The sequence below is a fragment of the Microbacterium sp. 22179 genome (genome assembly GCF_052045715.1).
Classification (GTDB): domain Bacteria; phylum Actinomycetota; class Actinomycetes; order Actinomycetales; family Microbacteriaceae; genus Microbacterium; species Microbacterium galbinum.
This window is the reverse complement of sequence record NZ_JBQEPJ010000001.1, coordinates 66,125-81,366: the sequence shown is the minus strand read 5'-3', so window position 1 is coordinate 81,366 and position 15,242 is coordinate 66,125. Positions and strand designations below refer to the sequence as shown.

At 70.5% G+C, this 15,242-nt stretch carries 14 protein-coding genes; 8 read left to right on the top strand and 6 right to left on the bottom strand.

All coding sequences use genetic code 11. The features are described from left to right. The first annotated feature begins 116 nt into the window (after positions 1-116). Positions 117-1,577 (top strand): MFS transporter, encoded by a 1,461-nt coding sequence (locus tag ACTJKK_RS00350; RefSeq protein WP_247623058.1) that lies wholly within the window; start codon positions 117-119, stop codon positions 1,575-1,577. A gap of 87 nt (positions 1,578-1,664) precedes the next feature. Here the strand turns inward: ACTJKK_RS00350 and ACTJKK_RS00345 are convergent, their stop codons facing one another. Continuing rightward, entirely contained in the window at positions 1,665-2,696 is a 1,032-nt protein-coding gene (locus ACTJKK_RS00345; protein WP_440746613.1) for a S66 family peptidase, read from the bottom strand. A gap of 130 nt (positions 2,697-2,826) precedes the next feature. On the opposite strand from ACTJKK_RS00345, the gene ACTJKK_RS00340 reads away from it, so the two are divergent. Both ACTJKK_RS00340 and ACTJKK_RS00335 read left to right on the top strand, forming a co-directional pair. Beyond that, the gene (locus ACTJKK_RS00340) at positions 2,827-3,033 is read left to right on the top strand and encodes an AsnC family protein (RefSeq protein ID WP_247623060.1); all 207 of its coding nucleotides are present in this window, start codon (positions 2,827-2,829) and stop codon (positions 3,031-3,033) included. A 68-nt stretch (positions 3,034-3,101) separates the two neighbouring features. Further along, positions 3,102-5,003 carry an ABC transporter ATP-binding protein gene (locus ACTJKK_RS00335; protein WP_440746612.1) on the top strand — a complete coding sequence of 634 codons (1,902 nt, stop codon included), beginning with the start codon at positions 3,102-3,104 and terminating at the stop codon, positions 5,001-5,003. A 186-nt stretch (positions 5,004-5,189) separates the two neighbouring features. Here ACTJKK_RS00335 and ACTJKK_RS00330 read toward each other — a convergent pair whose 3' ends face one another. Next, a complete protein-coding gene (locus ACTJKK_RS00330; protein WP_440746611.1) occupies positions 5,190-7,052 on the bottom strand; it encodes a phosphoenolpyruvate carboxykinase (GTP) in 1,863 nt (620 codons plus the stop codon). 111 nt (positions 7,053-7,163) lie between these two features. On the opposite strand from ACTJKK_RS00330, the gene ACTJKK_RS00325 reads away from it, so the two are divergent. Then, positions 7,164-8,606, top strand: coding sequence for a helix-turn-helix domain-containing protein (locus ACTJKK_RS00325; RefSeq protein ID WP_440746610.1), 1,443 nt, complete (start codon positions 7,164-7,166; stop codon positions 8,604-8,606). Here ACTJKK_RS00325 and ACTJKK_RS00320 read toward each other — a convergent pair. Next, on the bottom strand, positions 8,591-9,733 hold the full coding sequence (locus ACTJKK_RS00320) for a winged helix DNA-binding domain-containing protein (RefSeq protein WP_440746609.1): 1,143 nt from the start codon (positions 9,731-9,733) through the stop codon (positions 8,591-8,593). The two genes, ACTJKK_RS00325 and ACTJKK_RS00320, sit on opposite strands and share 16 nt — an antisense overlap. Positions 9,734-9,885: 152 nt before the next feature. Between ACTJKK_RS00320 and ACTJKK_RS00315 the strand changes: the two genes are divergently transcribed. Beyond that, entirely contained in the window at positions 9,886-10,257 is a 372-nt protein-coding gene (locus tag ACTJKK_RS00315) for a DMT family transporter (protein WP_440746608.1), read from the top strand. Then, complete coding sequence (locus ACTJKK_RS00310; protein ID WP_247623066.1) at positions 10,254-10,571, top strand: DMT family transporter; 318 nt, start codon at positions 10,254-10,256, stop codon at positions 10,569-10,571. Before ACTJKK_RS00315 ends, ACTJKK_RS00310 begins: the two co-directional genes overlap by 4 nt. A gap of 22 nt (positions 10,572-10,593) precedes the next feature. Here ACTJKK_RS00310 and murQ read toward each other — a convergent pair whose 3' ends face one another. Both murQ and ACTJKK_RS00300 read right to left on the bottom strand, forming a co-directional pair. Continuing rightward, a complete protein-coding gene (gene murQ / locus ACTJKK_RS00305) occupies positions 10,594-11,529 on the bottom strand; it encodes an N-acetylmuramic acid 6-phosphate etherase (protein ID WP_440746607.1) in 936 nt (311 codons plus the stop codon). Beyond that, entirely contained in the window at positions 11,519-12,421 is a 903-nt protein-coding gene (locus ACTJKK_RS00300; protein ID WP_440746606.1) for an N-acetylglucosamine kinase, read from the bottom strand. The genes murQ and ACTJKK_RS00300 overlap by 11 nt, the downstream gene beginning before the upstream one ends. Before the next feature lie 64 nt (positions 12,422-12,485). On the opposite strand from ACTJKK_RS00300, the gene ACTJKK_RS00295 reads away from it, so the two are divergent. Beyond that, complete coding sequence (locus ACTJKK_RS00295) at positions 12,486-13,346, top strand: MurR/RpiR family transcriptional regulator (protein ID WP_247623069.1); 861 nt, start codon at positions 12,486-12,488, stop codon at positions 13,344-13,346. Between the two features lie 6 nt (positions 13,347-13,352). Here the strand turns inward: ACTJKK_RS00295 and ACTJKK_RS00290 are convergent, their stop codons facing one another. Further along, complete coding sequence (locus ACTJKK_RS00290) at positions 13,353-14,477, bottom strand: DUF998 domain-containing protein (protein ID WP_440746605.1); 1,125 nt, start codon at positions 14,475-14,477, stop codon at positions 13,353-13,355. 84 nt (positions 14,478-14,561) lie between these two features. On the opposite strand from ACTJKK_RS00290, the gene ACTJKK_RS00285 reads away from it, so the two are divergent. Further along, complete coding sequence (locus tag ACTJKK_RS00285) at positions 14,562-15,212, top strand: HAD-IA family hydrolase (RefSeq protein WP_336640761.1); 651 nt, start codon at positions 14,562-14,564, stop codon at positions 15,210-15,212. Positions 15,213-15,242 lie beyond the last annotated feature (30 nt).

Sequence of the window (15,242 nt, the reverse complement as noted above, 5' to 3'; positions counted from 1 at the left end):
ACGCATCGCGTCACACAGCGCCTTCCGGCCCCGCCCGGCGTACAGCGAACACTCAGGAAGGCGTAAACTCGCCCGAGTGTCTCGGTATACCGAGGCACTTATTCCTAAGGAGCAGCATGAGTACGACCACAGCGCCGGCGAATCCCCGCTCGCGTGTCATCACCGCGAGCCTGGTCGGCACGACCATCGAGTTCTACGACTTCTACGCCTACGCCACGGCGGCCGTGCTCGTGTTCCCGGTCCTCTTCTTCCCGACCGGCAACGACACCACCTCCCTCCTCGCCTCGTTCGGTGTCTTCGGCGCGGCCATGGTCGCCCGCCCCATCGGCGCGGTGGTCTTCGGACACTTCGGCGACAAGTACGGCCGCAAGGCCACGCTCGTCGCCTCGCTGCTCACGATGGGTATCGCGACGTTCCTCATCGGGCTCCTGCCCACGTTCCAGCAGATCGGCTGGGTGGCCGCGCTCCTGCTGCTGATCATGCGTCTCGCGCAGGGCTTCGCGCTCGGCGGCGAGTGGTCGGGCGCGGCCCTGGTCGCCACCGAGAACGCGCCGAAGGGCAAGCGCGCCTGGTACGGCACCTTCCCGCAGCTCGGCGCCCCGCTCGGGTTCATCATCGCGAACCTGCTGTTCCTCAGCATCAACTGGCTGCTGCCCCACGCCGAGAACCCGGCGCTGAAGTCCGAGGCGTTCCTCTCGTGGGGCTGGCGCATCCCGTTCCTGTTCTCCGCCGTGATGGTCATCATCGGCCTCTGGGTGCGTCTGCGCCTCGTCGAGTCCGACACCTTCAAGAAGGCCGAGACCAAGGGCACGATCCGCAAGCTCCCGCTCGCGACCGTCTTCCGCCACCACTGGAAGCAGCTCATCCTCGGCACGTTCTTCATGCTGGCGACGTACGTGCTGTTCTACCTGATGACGAACTTCACGCTGTCGTACGGCACGAAGGCGGCCTCGCTCGAGACGGCATCCGCCGCCGCACAGGCCGCCGCGGAGGCCGCCGGCAACGACTTCGACGCGTCGGCGTTCGCCGCCCAGTTCTACCCCGGTCTCGGCTTCGGCTACACGGACTTCGTGCTCATGCAGATCATCGGTGTCGTGTTCTTCGGAATCTTCACCCTGCTGTCGGGTCCGATCGCCGACAAGATCGGCCGCCGCAAGCTGCTGCTCTGGGTCACGGGCCTCATCATCATCTTCGGTCTGACGTTCAACGCATTCCTGCTGCCGGCCGTCGACCCGAAGTTCACCGGTGCTCTCGCCCAGGCGTTCCTCGTGTTCGGCTTCATGCTCATGGGCGCCACTTTCGGCCCGATGGGCGCCCTGCTGCCCGAGCTCTTCCCGACGAACGTGCGCTACTCGGGCTCGGCGATCTCGTACAACGTCTCGTCGATCCTCGGCGCGGCCGTCGCTCCCCTCATCGCGGTGTGGCTGTGGCAGGCGGGCGGCGGCGCACCGTGGCTCGTGGGTCTGTACCTTTCGTCGATGGGTGTTCTCACGTTCATCGCCCTGGTGCTCTCGAAGGAGACGAAGGACGTCGACTACGAGGACGACCTCGGCGTGGCGGCGACGCCGCAGCCGTAACGGCATCGCTCACCGGAGAACGCCTCTGGAACCCTGGTACGAAACTCAGGGATCCAGGGGCGTTCTCGCGTCCCCGGCGGTCGCGAGTCAGTAGTCGGCGAAGACCCGGTGGGCGACGCCGTCGAGGGTCATCGTGCCACCGTAGGGCACGATCCACTGCGGGCGGGTGTGGCCGAAGGGCGGACCGACGCACACCACCGCCTCCGGGTTGTAACGCGTGACGACGTCGATCACCGCGTCACGCTGGGCCGCGCGCAGGTCGCGCGCCTCTTCGGTGGACGGCGAGAAGTCGAAGTCGCTCACCGGCGGTCGCGCGACCACCACCCCTGCGACAGCCGAGAGGATGCCACGCTCCCCCAGCCCGCGCAGCCATCGGTACACCCAGCTCGCCGGTGGACGCTCCTCGCTCGTCTCGAGCAACAGGATCGACCCGGCGAGATCATCGATCACCGGCAGGCGGTCGGCGAGGGCGAGGCTGTCGATGACCTCGAGGCATCCGCCCCAGCTCCGCCCCGAGACAGTGCGCGCAGGGCCCGCCCACGTCCAGGCCTCCGTCGGGGTCCGGTCGCCGAACTCGGTCAACGCACGCGGATCGGTCCAGCGCCGACCGATGTCCTCGGACTCCCCCGGTTCGGTGATCTCGACCGTGCCGCGGTCGAGGAGCGCCGCACGCAGCGACCGCAGGTGCACGTCGTCGACGGCGGCGCCCGGCCCCAGGTGGACAGCGGTCGAGCCGCCGTAGTACCCGCAGATGCCGAGCCCCCAGAGCCAGTTGAGGATGTTCGTGTTGTCGCTGTACCCGAGGAACGGCTTGGGATCGGCGAGCGCCAGCGCGGGATCGAGGTGCGGCACGACGAGGATCTGGTCGTCGCCGCCGATGGTCGCCAGGATCGCTCGGATGCTCGGATCGGCGAACGCCGCATTGACGTCGGCGGCCCGTGCTTCCGGACTCGCGCCGAGGAGGCGCGTCGTCGGGTACTCGACGGGGACGAGTCCGGTGAGTTCGACGAGACGCCTCATCGCCTGCTCGTGGATCTCGGGTGCGGCGGCCGGAGCGGCGAAGGCGGGAGACAGCACGGCGATACGGTCGCCGGGTCGGAGTGCGGGGGTGTCGAGCATCCGCCCAGTCTGCCAACCACGGGTTCGAATCGCTCACTTCGCCGTTTCGCGGGGTCGGAATCGACGAAGCGAGCGATTCGAGACGTCAATTTGGGTTGACGCCGGCTCGGGTGTCAACTAGCGTTGACGCATGAGCATCCGCACCGCGATCGCGACCGACCCCGAGGGCGAGCCCCTCGCCGAGCTGAACCGGCTCACGGCACTCCGCCGCGAGATCTCGCGCGCCGAGGAGGCCCAGGTGCGCCGGGCGCGCAACGGCGGCTACTCCTGGCAGGCCATCGCCAGCGCCCTCGGCGTATCGAAGCAGGCCGCGCACCGCCGGTTCGGGCGATCCTGAGCGACCGCAGACACCCTCCGCACGAAGTACGGTCGTAGTACCCCCTTTTTCCCAGAACGAGGTCTTCCATGTCCCGGACGGCGACACCGCGCCGACGCGGACGCGGCGCGCAGCAGGATGGCCCGCGCGCCACGTTCCGCCAGCTCCTCCCCTTCCTCTTCGAGCACAAGCGCACGCTCGTCGTCGTAGCCGTGCTCAGCGTCTTCGGCGCCGCGACGTCGCTGGTCCAACCGCTGCTCGTCGGGCAGGTCATCGAAGCCGTGCAGTCCGGCGGCACGCTCGGGATCCTGGTGTGGTTGCTGATCGGGTTCGTGATCGTGTCGTCGATCATCTCCGGCTTCCAGCACTACCTGCTGCAGCGCACCGGCACCGCGGTCGTGCTCTCCAGCCGCCGCAAGCTCATCGCCCGCATCCTGCACCTGCCGACCTCGGAGTTCGACGCGCGCCGCACCGGCGACCTCGTCTCGCGCGTCGGCACCGACACGACCCTGCTCTACGCCGTGCTCACGCAGGGACTGGCGGATGCCGTCGGCAGCGCCGTGCTGTTCGTGGGAGCCCTCGTGGCGATGCTCGTGATCGACCCGATCCTCCTGCTGCTGATCGTGCTGGTGATCGGCGTCTCCGTCGTCGTCGTGGTGGCGCTCAGCGGCCGCATCCGCACGGCCTCGACCGCGCAGCAGCAGAAGGTCGGCGAGCTGGCCTCCGGGGTCGAGCGCGCGGTGGGGTCCATCCGCACGATCCGCGCGTCCGGCGCGACCGAGCGCGAGACCGCGACCGTGTCGCAGACGGCCGACGAGGCCTACGGCATCGGCGTGCGGATCGCGAAGATCTCCTCGCTCGTGGTGCCGGTCGCGGGCATCGCCCTCCAGCTCTCGCTGATCGTGGTGCTCGGCGTCGGCGGGTTCCGCGTCGCCGCCGGTGCACTCTCGATCGCCTCGCTGATCGCGTTCATCATGTTCCTGTTCCTGCTGGTCATGCCGCTCGCGACGACGTTCGGGGCGATCACCTCGGTCAATCAGGCGCTCGGCGCACTCGGCCGCATCAAGGAGGTGCTCGACCTGCCGACCGAGACGCAGGACGACGAGCGGATCGCCGCCGACATCGTGCGCACCGCGACGGCACCGGATGCTCCCGCGATCGAGTTCCGCGACGTGCACTTCCGCTACCCCGACAACGTGGTCGCTGCGCGCGAGGCGGCGGCGAAGGCCGCCCGGACGCTGCTCGAAGACGCCCACGTCGAGAAGCCGGAGACGACCCTCGACACCACTCCCGCAGCCGACGCCCCCGACCGCGAGGTGCTGCGCGGCGTCTCGTTCGCCGTTCCCCGCGGCGCCCGCGTCGCTCTCGTCGGCCCGAGTGGCGCCGGCAAGAGCACGATCCTCTCGCTCGTCGAGCGCTTCTACGACCCGACGGGCGGATCGATCCGCGTGCACGGGCACGACGCGCGCACCTACCCGCGCGACGAGCTGCGCGCGCACTTCGGCTACGTCGAGCAGGACGCTCCGACCCTCGCCGGCACGCTCGCCGACAACCTGCGGCTCGCCTCGCCCGCGGCATCCGATGCGGACTGCGAACGGGTGCTGCGCGCGGTCAACCTGGGCGACGTGCTCGAGCGCAGCCCCCTGGGCCTTGCGGCACCGGTCGGCGAGGACGGCGTGATGCTCTCGGGCGGCGAGCGCCAGCGACTCGCGATCGCCCGCGCCCTGCTCACCGACGCTCCGATCCTGCTGCTCGACGAGTCGACCTCCTCGCTCGACGGCGTGAACGAGCAGCGCATGCGCGAGGCGATCGACGCCGTCTCGAACGACCGCACCCTCGTGGTGATCGCGCACCGCCTCTCGACGGTCGTCGACAGCGACCTCATCGTCGTGCTGCAGGACGGCGAGGTGGTCGGTCAGGGCACGCACGCGGAGCTCGTCGAGTCGACGCCGCTGTACCGCGACCTCGCCCGCCACCAGCTGCTCGCCTGATCCGACCGCTGCACCCGGTCACACGGCGCGACGCGCACGGAAAGACGCGACGGCGGGATACCGGAGACCACTCAGCCATGGGTTCGTCTCCGACATCCCGCCGTCGCGGGTCTGTGCGCGCGTCCTGCGATGAGGACCCGCAGAGGTGCCGGCTCCCCCGAACCGGCACCTGGCCCTGCGCTCCGGCTACGCCTTCTCGAGGCGGTACCGGAGCGACGCCAGTTCGGCACGCAGGGCGGCCGGAAGCCGGTCGCCGAACGTGTCGTAGAACTCCTCGGTGCGATCGGCCTCGATCCGCCACGCCGCGGGGTCGACCTCGAACAGCTCGTCGAGGTCGGCCTGCGGGATGTCGAGTCCCGTGAGGTTGAGGTCCTGCGTGCGCGGCAGGCGCCCGATCGGACTGTCGACGGCCGGCACCTCGCCCGCGATCCGGCGGATGATCCAGTCGACGACCCGCGAGTTGTCACCGAACCCGGGCCACAGGAAGCGGCCGTCGTCGCCGCGGCGGAACCAGTTGACCTGGAAGATGCGCGGCGCACGATCGAAGCGCAGACCGCGACCGACCTTCAACCAGTGGCCGAAGTAGTCGCCCATGTTGTAGCCGCAGAACGGGAGCATCGCGAAGGGATCGCGACGCAGCTCGCCGAGGGTTCCCTCGGCCGCGGCGGTGCGCTCGGACGAGATGTTCGATCCGAGGAAGACGCCGTGGGTCCAGTCGGTCGCCTCGACGACGAGAGGGACGTTGCTGGCGCGACGCCCACCGAACAGGATGACGTCGAGCGGCACGGCCTCCTCCCAGTCCTCGGCGATCTGCGGGCACTGAGCCGCGGAGACGGTGAAACGGGAGTTCGGGTGCGCAGCGGGGCGGCCGGAATCCGGCGTCCAGGCATTGCCCTCCCAGTCGGTGAGCTCGGCGGGAGCGGTGTCGGTCAGTCCCTCCCACCACACGTCGCCGTCGGGGCGCAGGGCCACGTTCGTGAAGATCGTGTTGCCCCACAGCGTCTCGACCGCCGTGACGTTGGTCGCCTCGCCCGTACCCGGAGCGACGCCGAAGAAACCGGCCTCGGGGTTGATCGCCCAGAGGCGGCCGTCCTCGCCCGGACGGATCCACGCGATGTCGTCGCCGAGCGTCTCGACCTTCCATCCGGGGATCGTGGGGCGCAGCATCGCGAGGTTCGTCTTGCCGCACGCCGAGGGGAACGCCGCAGCCACGTGGTAGGCCGTGCCCTGCGGGTCGATCACGCGGATCAGCAGCATGTGCTCGGCGAGCCAGCCCTGGTCGCGAGCGATCACCGAGGCGATGCGCAGCGCGAAGCACTTCTTGGCGAGGATCGCGTTACCGCCGTATCCCGAGCCGTAGGAGAACACCTCGAGGGTGTCGGGGAAGTGCACGATGTACTTCTCGTCGTTGCACGGCCACTCGGCATCCGCCTGTCCCGGCGCGAGCGGGGCGCCGACGGTGTGCGCGGTGCGCACCCACGGGGCGCCGTCGGCGATCTGCCGGGTGACGGCATCGCCGACGCGGGTCATGATGCCGATCGAGGCGACCGCGTAGGCGCTGTCGGTGATCTGCACGCCGATGTGCGAGAGCGGGCCGCCGACCGCACCCATCGAGAACGGCACGACGTACATCGTGCGTCCGCGCATGGACCCGGCGAACAGGGCGGTCATCTTCTCGTGCATCTCGGCGGGCGGTGCCCAGTTGTTCGTGGGACCTGCGTCCTCCTCCTTCTCGGAGGAGATGAACGTGCGCCCCTCGGTGCGGGCGACGTCGCTGGGGTGCGAGCGGGCGAGGTACGAGCCGGGACGCCACTCGGGGTTGAGCTTGATGAGCTTGCCCTCGGAGACGAGGCCGCGCAGCAGCCAGTCGTTCTCGGCGCGCGACCCGTCGACCCAGTGCACGGAGTCGGGCTGCGTCAGCTCCGCCATCTCGTCGACCCAGGCCACCAGCTCCGCCATCGCGGGAGTGTCATAGGCCGGCACCGCGCCGAAGGTGCGCGCGGCGGCGACGGGCGAGGTGCGAGGGGTGAAGACTTCGGCGATGGCCATGGGCTGCTCCTTTGAAGTGTGGGGCGTTGAACCCATCTTCTTCGGCATTCCTCCGGACTTTTCGACGATTCCGGTCGTAAATATCACGATTCTTTCGTCTAAGATCAAGGAATGGCGTCCTCCGGCATCCATCTCACGACCCTCGGCCACCGCATCCGTCACCACCGGCAGGCTCAGGGGTTCACCCTCGACGAGCTCGGCGCGCTCGTGGGGGTCGCGGGGTCGCAGCTCAGCCTGATCGAGAACGGCAAGCGCGAGCCGAAACTCTCGCTGCTGCAGGCCATCGCCCAGGCCACGGGCACCGAGGTCACCGACCTCATCTCGGGCGAGCCGCCGAACCGCCGCGCGGCCCTCGAGATCGAGCTCGACCGCGCGCAGCAGAGCCCGGTGTTCCGCCAGCTCGGCATCTCCCCCGTGCGCGTGACGAAGGGCATGAGCGACGAGACGATCGAGTCGGTGCTGGGTCTGCACCGCGAGCTCCAGCGCCGCGAGCGCGAGGCCATCGCGACCCCGGAGGAGGCCCGCCGCGCCAACACCGAGCTCCGGCTGCGGATGCGGGCGCAGAACAACTACCTCGGCGACATCGAGAAGCTCGCCGAGAAGCAGCTCAAGGCCGCCGGGCACGTGCAGGGCGCGCTCAGCCACCGCACCGTGAGCATCATGGCCGAGCGCCTCGGGTTCGAGCTCATCTACGTCAACGACCTGCCGCACTCCACGCGTTCGGTCACCGACCTCGAGAACGGGCGCATCTACCTGCCGCCCGCTTCCATCCCCGGCGGCCACGGCCTGCGCTCCATGGCGCTGCAGGCGATGGCCCACCGCCTGCTCGGGCACACCCCGCCCACCGACTACGCCGACTTCCTGCAGCAGCGCCTCGAGATCAACTACTTCGGCGCGTGCTGCCTGCTGCCCGAGACGGCATCCGTCGCCTTCCTGCAGCAGGCCAAGAAGGATCGCAACCTGGCCGTCGAGGACTTCCGCGACGCCTTCGGTGTCACGCACGAGGCCGCGGGGATGCGGATGACCAACCTGCTCACCCAGCACCTGGGCATGTCGCTGCACTTCCTGCGCGTGGACTCCGACGGCGCGATCACCCGCGTCTACGAGAACGACGACCTGCCCCTGCCCATGGACGTCACCGGGGCCGTCGAGGGTCAGCGCGTGTGCCGCAAGTTCCAGGCACGGGCGGCCTTCACGCAGCAGAACCGCACGACCGAGCATCACCAGTACACCGACACTCCGTCGGGCACGTTCTGGTGCTCGACCCAGACCGGGTCGTCGGCCGACGGCGAGTTCTCGATCACGGTGGGCGTCCCGTTCGACGACGCACGCTGGTGGCGCGGTCGCGAGACGACCGATCGCGCGGTGTCGAACTGCCCCGACGAATCGTGCTGCCGACGCCCGTCGTCGGAGCTGACGGAGCGCTGGAACGGCAAAGCGTGGCCGAGCGCCCGCGTGCACACCCACATGTTCTCGCCGCTGCCCCGTGGCGCCTTCCCCGGCGTCGACGACAGCGAGGTCTACGAGTTCCTCGGGCGTCACGCCGAGGAGTGATCCGCGGCGTCCACCTGCGGGTCGCTCCGCGGATCAGGCGCGGCACCGAGGAACGCCGCATGACGCGCGAGCGCGGCGCGCACCTGCTCGTCGATCTCCGGATCGAGCGCCGGCCGCTCCCCCGCGGCGAACAGCTCGACGACCGCCTCACCACCCCCGCGTCCGGATGCCCGCGGCAGACGCCACACCCCGACCACCTCGCCGTCGACGACCACGACGGGGCGCACCATGCCGTTCTTGCCCGGACCGACCGCGGCCAGCCCCTCGGGCGGGCACACGAGCGCGCGATCCGCATAGGAGATGTAGTACTCGTCGAAGGCTCCGAGCACCTGCACCCGTGGCGCCCCGGGCGAGCGACGCGGCGGTGCGACCGCTGCATAGGTGCCCTCCTCGACCTCGACCACGCGGACGCCCGCGCGAGCCACGGCCTCGCGCGACGCCCCGAGGGTGAGCCCCGACCACCACGCGAAGTCCTCGACCCGCACCGGTCCGTGACCGTCGACGTAGCGCACGAAGAGTTCGGCGAGCGGATCGTCGGGCCGCATCGAATCACGGATCCACGCGTCGGTCGCGACGAAGCGCTGTTCGCGGGTGATCCCCGCGGAGGTCGTCGCAGGCACGACCGGCCCCTGGCAGATCTCGCCCCGCATCGCGAGCGCCCCGAGCAGGTGCACGCCGCGCTGATCCCGCGGGTCGATCCCGGCATCCGACCATCGCGCGAACGCCTCGGCGCGGGAGCAGCCGCCGTCGCGGAGCGCCGGGTCGATGATCCGGGCCGCGCGTCGCAGCAGTTCGTCGTCGATGCCGAGATCGCGATGGCGCGTCGCGGCGGCCGCCAACTGACGCGCCCCGGTGACCGACAGCACCCACCCCAGATCTCGTGCCGGGATCGTGTGCAGGGTGCCGCGCATCGTCCAGGCACGCACGAGGTCGCCGCGCTCGAACGCGCGATCGACCGTTCCCAGGGCAACGGTGCCGCGCGTGCGGGCAGCCAGCGCCCAGCGCCCGGCGGTGAAGTCCTGGCTCTGCACCGCCAGCATGTGCTGCGCCGCCTCGACCACCGACGCGGCGCGCGCGGTGAGCCGATGCGAACGAAGGCGCTCGCGGCGCAACGACGTGCGGTTCATGTCCCCATGATGCCCGGTACCCCCGACACCCGATCCCCCGCCACCCGTTCACCTGCCGGACAGGGAATCCTGCGAGCATCCGACGTGTTCTCCCCTGCGGCGCACGATCCCCGGCATCCGCTGTCGGCACCGCCGCTCCCGAAAGGCCCTCGATGTCAGACCGACCCCACCGCTCGCCGTGGCCGCCCCTGCTGATCGCGATCGCGCTCGAGGTATCGGCGACGCTGTCACTGCGCGCGGCCGAGGGCTTCACGCATCCGCTCTGGCTGATCGTGGTCGTCGCCGGGTACACCGGGTCGCTGTGGTTGCTCTCGGTCGTGCTCGATCGGGGGATGCCGGTGGGCGTCGCCTACGGCATCTGGTCGGCTATCGGCGTCGTGCTCACCGCCGTGCTGGGCACCGTGCTGTTCGGTGAGACGCTCGGCACGGTGCAGATCATCGGTGTCGGCGCGATCGTGATCGGCGTGCTGCTCGTCGAGCTCGGCTCGCACGCCCGCCCGACCTCGACGGAGGTCGTCTCGTGATCTGGCTGCTGCTGGTTCTCGCGATCGCCAGCGAGGTCACCGCCACACTGAGCCTGCGTGCCTCGGAGGGCCTGCGCCGCCGGCGGTGGATCCCCGTGATCGTCGTCGGCTACCTCGCCGCGTTCTCGCTGCTGGGCACGATCCTGGCGATGGGCATGCCCGTGGGCGTCGCCTACGGGATCTGGGCCGCCGCCGGCGTGGCGATCACGGCCGTGATGGGCCGCATCCTCTTCAAGGACCACTTCTCGGCGATGATGGCCGCGGGCGTCGCGCTCATCGCGGTCGGCGTCGCACTGATCGAGTTCGGGCACTGACCCCCGCGACAGCCGGACGAGCTCAGCTCAGCGCCGAGATCGCCTCGCGCAACAGGCCGTCGGCCGCGTCGAGGGCGGAGGCCGCGTCGGCGGGCGTCGCGCCGGTCGCGAGGATGAGCACCGCGAGCTTGACCGATCCGTCCGCGGCGAGGAGCGCGCGCGCGGCCTCGTCGGTGTCGACCCCGGCGAGCTGCGACACCGTGCGGATCGACCGCGCGTGCAGCTTCTCGTTGGTGGCGAGCAGATCGACCATCACGCCGCGGTAGGTCTTGCCGAGCTTGATCATCGAGAGCGTCGTGAGCATGTTGACCACGAGCTTCTGCGCGGTGCCCGACTTCAGGCGCGTCGACCCGGAGATGAACTCCGGGCCCGTCACGACCTCGATCGCGATGTCGGCGGCGGCACCGATCGCGGAGGCCCGGTTCGAGGCGATCGCGACCGTGAGTGCGCCCAGACCGCGGGCGTAGTCGAGTCCGCCGATCACGTAGGGCGTGCGGCCCGAGGCCGAGATGCCGACGACCGTGTCGGATGCGGTGAGCTGCAGTTCCGCCAGTGATGCGGCCGCGGCGTCGGCGTCGTCCTCGGCGTTCTCGACGGCCGAGCGGATCGCCGTCTCACCGCCCGCGATGATGCCGACCACGAGCGACGGGTCGGTTCCGAAGGTGGGCGGGCACTCGCTCGCGTCGAGCACGCCGATGCGTCCGGCCGTCCCCGCACCGATGTAGATGAGGCGCCCTCCGCGACGGAAGCGCTCGGTGATGCCGTCGACGGCGGCGGCGATCTGCGCGGCCTCCGCGGCCACCGCTCCCGCCACCCGGGCGTCCTCGGCGTTCATCCGCTCGACGAGCTGCGCGCTCGTCAGCAGATCGAGGTCGCCGCGCTCGGTGGTCGCGGCCTCGGTGTCGAGCTTCGACAGCTCCTCGATCAGAGCGGTGAGTCGGGTGTCGTCATTCGGCACGGTGCACGAACCTTTCGTGAGGGAGATCGAAGCGGGTGGCGAGCAGAAGGGCGCCGTCGATCGCGTCGCCGACGGGCGGCCGGACCCGGCGGCCGGCTGCGGCGAGCGCGTCGGTGAGCCGCGCACGGAACCAGGCGTGGTCGGTGAGTCCGCCGTGCAGCACGACGTCGGGCGTCGTGGACGCCGCGACGGCGGAGGAGGTGAGCAGGCGGGTCGCCTCGGCGGCGATCGCCGCGGCGGCCTCATCGCCGGCCTCGGCGGCATCCAGGGCGAGCGGAGCGAGGGTCGCGAGGCGTCGGGCGAGCGGGTCGCCGTGGGCGAGCCAGGGAATGATGTCGGATGCCGCGCCCACGGGTTCCGCGATCGCCTCCGTGAGAGAGGTCGCGGGCCCGAGACCGTCCGCGGCGCGCAGTACCGCGCGGAGCACCTCGCGGCCGAGCCAGGAGCCGCTTCCGAGGTCGCCGACGTCGGGACCCCAGCCGTCGACGAGACGGGCGCCTTCGGCATCCGTTCCGAGGGCGGCGGCTCCCGTGCCGGCGATGAGAAGCACGCCGTGGCCGCCGTCGAGTGCACCGGCGTGTGCGGTGACGACATCAGAGGTCACGGCGACGGGGGCCAGCACCCGCGCGGCGAGGAGACCGGCCAGGCGCTGCGCGGCGGCGGGTGCGGCCCACGCACCTGCCGCCCCGACGGAGAGGGCCGAGATCATCCCGTCCGGTACCTCGGCGAGCACGGTCTCGACCGCGGCCAGCGCGGCACTGACACCGTCGGCGGCGGCGAGCCCCGGCGCACCTGTACCCTCATGTGCAGGCCGGCGTGTCGGATCGGCGACCACCAGTCGGCAGCGCGACTTGCCGAGGTCGACGGCGAGCACGCGGGACATCGAGATCATAAAAATAGTCTACGCAGATTGATGGCGACATGAAAGAATTCTTCACAGCCGGAAAGGGAGATGAATGAGCATCCAGACGACGATCGCGGCTTCGGTCGATACGCTGCCGCCCTCCCTCGCCCGGATCGCCCGCGCCGTCGCCGACAACCCCACCCAGGTGATCGAGAGCACGATCACCGAGCTCGCCGCGTCGTGCGACACCTCGGTCGCGTCGGTCGTGCGCTTCTGCCGCGTGATCGGGGTGAGCGGTTACGCCGCGCTGCGTCGCACCCTCGCCGCCGAGCTCGGGCGCGAATCGGTCAACTTCGGCACCAACAGCGGGTTCGGCGCCGAGATCGCCGCCGACGACAGCCTGCGTGACGCCGCCCGCAAACTCGCCGCTCTGGAACGCCTCGCGATCGAGGAGACCGTCGAACGCCTCGACTACGACGCGCTCGGAGCGGCCGCCGAGGCCATCGAGGGCTCGGGGCGCATCCTGCTGTTCGGAATCGGGGCGAGTCGCCTGGCCGCCGCCGATCTCGGCCACAAACTGCTGCGCATCGGCCACAACGCGATCGCTCTCGACGATGCGCACGAGGCGAGCGCCGCTGCCGCCCTGCGCACCTCGCCCACCGTCGCGATCGGCTTCTCGAACTCGGGAACGACCCCCGAAGCTGTGCTCTTCCTGCAGGCCGCCCGCGACACCGGTGCCACCACGATCGGCATCACCGGCGCCGGTACATCTCCCCTCGCCCGCGCCTCCGATCACCTCCTCCTCACCCACGCGCGCGAATCCCGCTTCCGCGCCGGCGCGATGGTGAGCCGCATCGCCCAGCTCGCGCTCGTCGACTGCCTCTTCATCGGTGCGGCGCAGTTGCGCCGCGACGTCGCGGTCGACGCGCTCGAGCGCAGCGCGGCCGCGACCCGGGCGCTGCGGGGCGAGTAGCCGTTCTCAGGTGATGTCGGCGGCGTCCGGCGCAGCAGCGGGTTCCGCTGACCGCTCATGGATCGAGCCCGCCGTGCGCAGGAACACGATGATCCAGCTGAAGATGAGCACCGCGGCGATCAGCTCGACGGCGGTCAGGTTGTAGTACCCGGTCGCGAAGAACACCGCGAGCAGCACGATCACCAGCACGTACGCCCACCCGAGCAGCACGAAGACGCGCGGGATGGTGCGCAGGAGCCACGGCAGCCCGACCACGATCACGGCGAAGGCCACCGCCATCCCGGTCGCGACGGTGTTGTGCACCGCGAAGAACTCGTCGACCGGGAAGATCCCCACGCACGCCAGGAAGATCCCGATGAGGATGAGTCCCGTACGCACGATCGTGCGGCCGCGCCGATCGACCGGGTCGGTCGCGGGAAGGCCCGCGGTCGCGTAGCGGGAGATCGTCGTGACCATGACGCCCGCGATGATCAGGGTGATGTTGAAGGCGTACGAGGCACTGTTGGAGCTCATGCCCAGCGCCGAGAGGTTGTCGCGCCACCAGTGCGGATCGCTCGAGGCGAGCATGCTCGCGAAGGCGCCGATCACGAGGAACACCGCGAGCACGAGAGAAAGGGTCATCGGGGTGAGCGCGACGGAGCTGAGGAACGACACGTAGGCGGTGAGAGCGAAGGCGACACCGATGAGCACCGCTCCGGGGAACGCGAACACCGGCGCATCCGTGAAACTCTGCTCGAGCAGCTTCGCGATCCCGAGCCAGCCGAGGTAGGCGATCGCCGCGTGGGCGAAGGCGATCGCGAGCAGGTCGTACCAGCGCAGACGGTCCCCCGGCACGCTGAAGCCGTCGCGCACGGCATCCGGATCGGCATCCTCGGGGCGGGCGACGAGACGTCCGAGTGCGAACGCGAGGGCCGCAGTGGCCGCTCCCCCGTAGGCTGCGAAGTTGCCGATCGATCCCGTGCCGCTGATCGCCATCTCATGGCCGAAGAACACGGGGAAGGCGACGAGGAAACCGATCACGAGGAACAGCGCCCCCACGATGAGCGCGGCGGCCTCGAGCACGGCGTCGTCGCGCGCCGGCCCCCGCACCTGCCGGAGCACCCGGCGGACCCGTTCGGCGATCGCGTGCATGCTGCACCTCCCGCCGCCATCCTAGGGTCGCGGCGCTCGCCGATGGGGGCGGATGCCCCGGCGCCGCGCCGTTAGCCTGGAGGGGTGACCGAGACCCTCCACGCCCGCGCCGTCCTCCTCGACATGGACGGGACCCTGGTCGACTCGACCGCCGTCGTCGAACGCCTCTGGCTGGAGTGGGCGCAGCCGCACGGGCTCGACCCCGCCACGGTGCTGCGGGTCATCCACGGCCGCCAGGGCCACCAGAGCATGTCGATCCTGCTGCCCGAGCGCGACCACGCCATCAATCTGCACGAGAACACCGTCATGCTCGCGAACGAGAGCAGCGATGTCGCGGGCGTCGTCGAGATCACCGGAGCCGCCGCACTGCTGCAGGCGCTGCTCCCCCACCCGCACGCGATCGTGACTTCGGCGAACGTCGAACTGATGACCGCGCGCATGGGCGCGGCGGGGCTCCCCCTGCCCGCCCTGACGATCACCGCCGAGAGCGTCTCGGCCTCGAAGCCCGACCCCGAGGGCTTCCTCCGCGCCGCAGCGGAGCTCGGTGTCGATCCCGCCGACTGCATCGTGTTCGAGGACTCGGGTGCCGGCATCCAGGCCGCGCACGCCGCCGGCATGCGCGTGGTCGGCGTCGGCCCGCACGCCCATGCGCACGACCCCGAGGTGCAGGTCGACGACCTCACCCGTGTCGCCGTGACGGCGACAGACGACGGCTTCACGCTGACGATCGGCTGACGACCCGCGCCGCACGACGGAGAGGCGGAT

What these genes read in the sequence shown, in the direction of transcription:
- ACTJKK_RS00350 (WP_247623058.1), top strand. Translation starts at nt 117, where the DNA reads ATGAGTACGACCACAGCGCCGGCGAATCCCCGCTCGCGTGTCATCACC.
- ACTJKK_RS00345 (WP_440746613.1), bottom strand. Translation starts at nt 2,696, where the DNA reads ATGCTCGACACCCCCGCACTCCGACCCGGCGACCGTATCGCCGTGCTG.
- ACTJKK_RS00340 (WP_247623060.1), top strand. Translation starts at nt 2,827, where the DNA reads ATGAGCATCCGCACCGCGATCGCGACCGACCCCGAGGGCGAGCCCCTC.
- ACTJKK_RS00335 (WP_440746612.1), top strand. Translation starts at nt 3,102, where the DNA reads ATGTCCCGGACGGCGACACCGCGCCGACGCGGACGCGGCGCGCAGCAG.
- ACTJKK_RS00330 (WP_440746611.1), bottom strand. Translation starts at nt 7,052, where the DNA reads ATGGCCATCGCCGAAGTCTTCACCCCTCGCACCTCGCCCGTCGCCGCC.
- ACTJKK_RS00325 (WP_440746610.1), top strand. Translation starts at nt 7,164, where the DNA reads ATGGCGTCCTCCGGCATCCATCTCACGACCCTCGGCCACCGCATCCGT.
- ACTJKK_RS00320 (WP_440746609.1), bottom strand. Translation starts at nt 9,733, where the DNA reads ATGAACCGCACGTCGTTGCGCCGCGAGCGCCTTCGTTCGCATCGGCTC.
- ACTJKK_RS00315 (WP_440746608.1), top strand. Translation starts at nt 9,886, where the DNA reads ATGTCAGACCGACCCCACCGCTCGCCGTGGCCGCCCCTGCTGATCGCG.
- ACTJKK_RS00300 (WP_440746606.1), bottom strand. Translation starts at nt 12,421, where the DNA reads ATGATCTCGATGTCCCGCGTGCTCGCCGTCGACCTCGGCAAGTCGCGC.
- ACTJKK_RS00295 (WP_247623069.1), top strand. Translation starts at nt 12,486, where the DNA reads ATGAGCATCCAGACGACGATCGCGGCTTCGGTCGATACGCTGCCGCCC.
- ACTJKK_RS00290 (WP_440746605.1), bottom strand. Translation starts at nt 14,477, where the DNA reads ATGCACGCGATCGCCGAACGGGTCCGCCGGGTGCTCCGGCAGGTGCGG.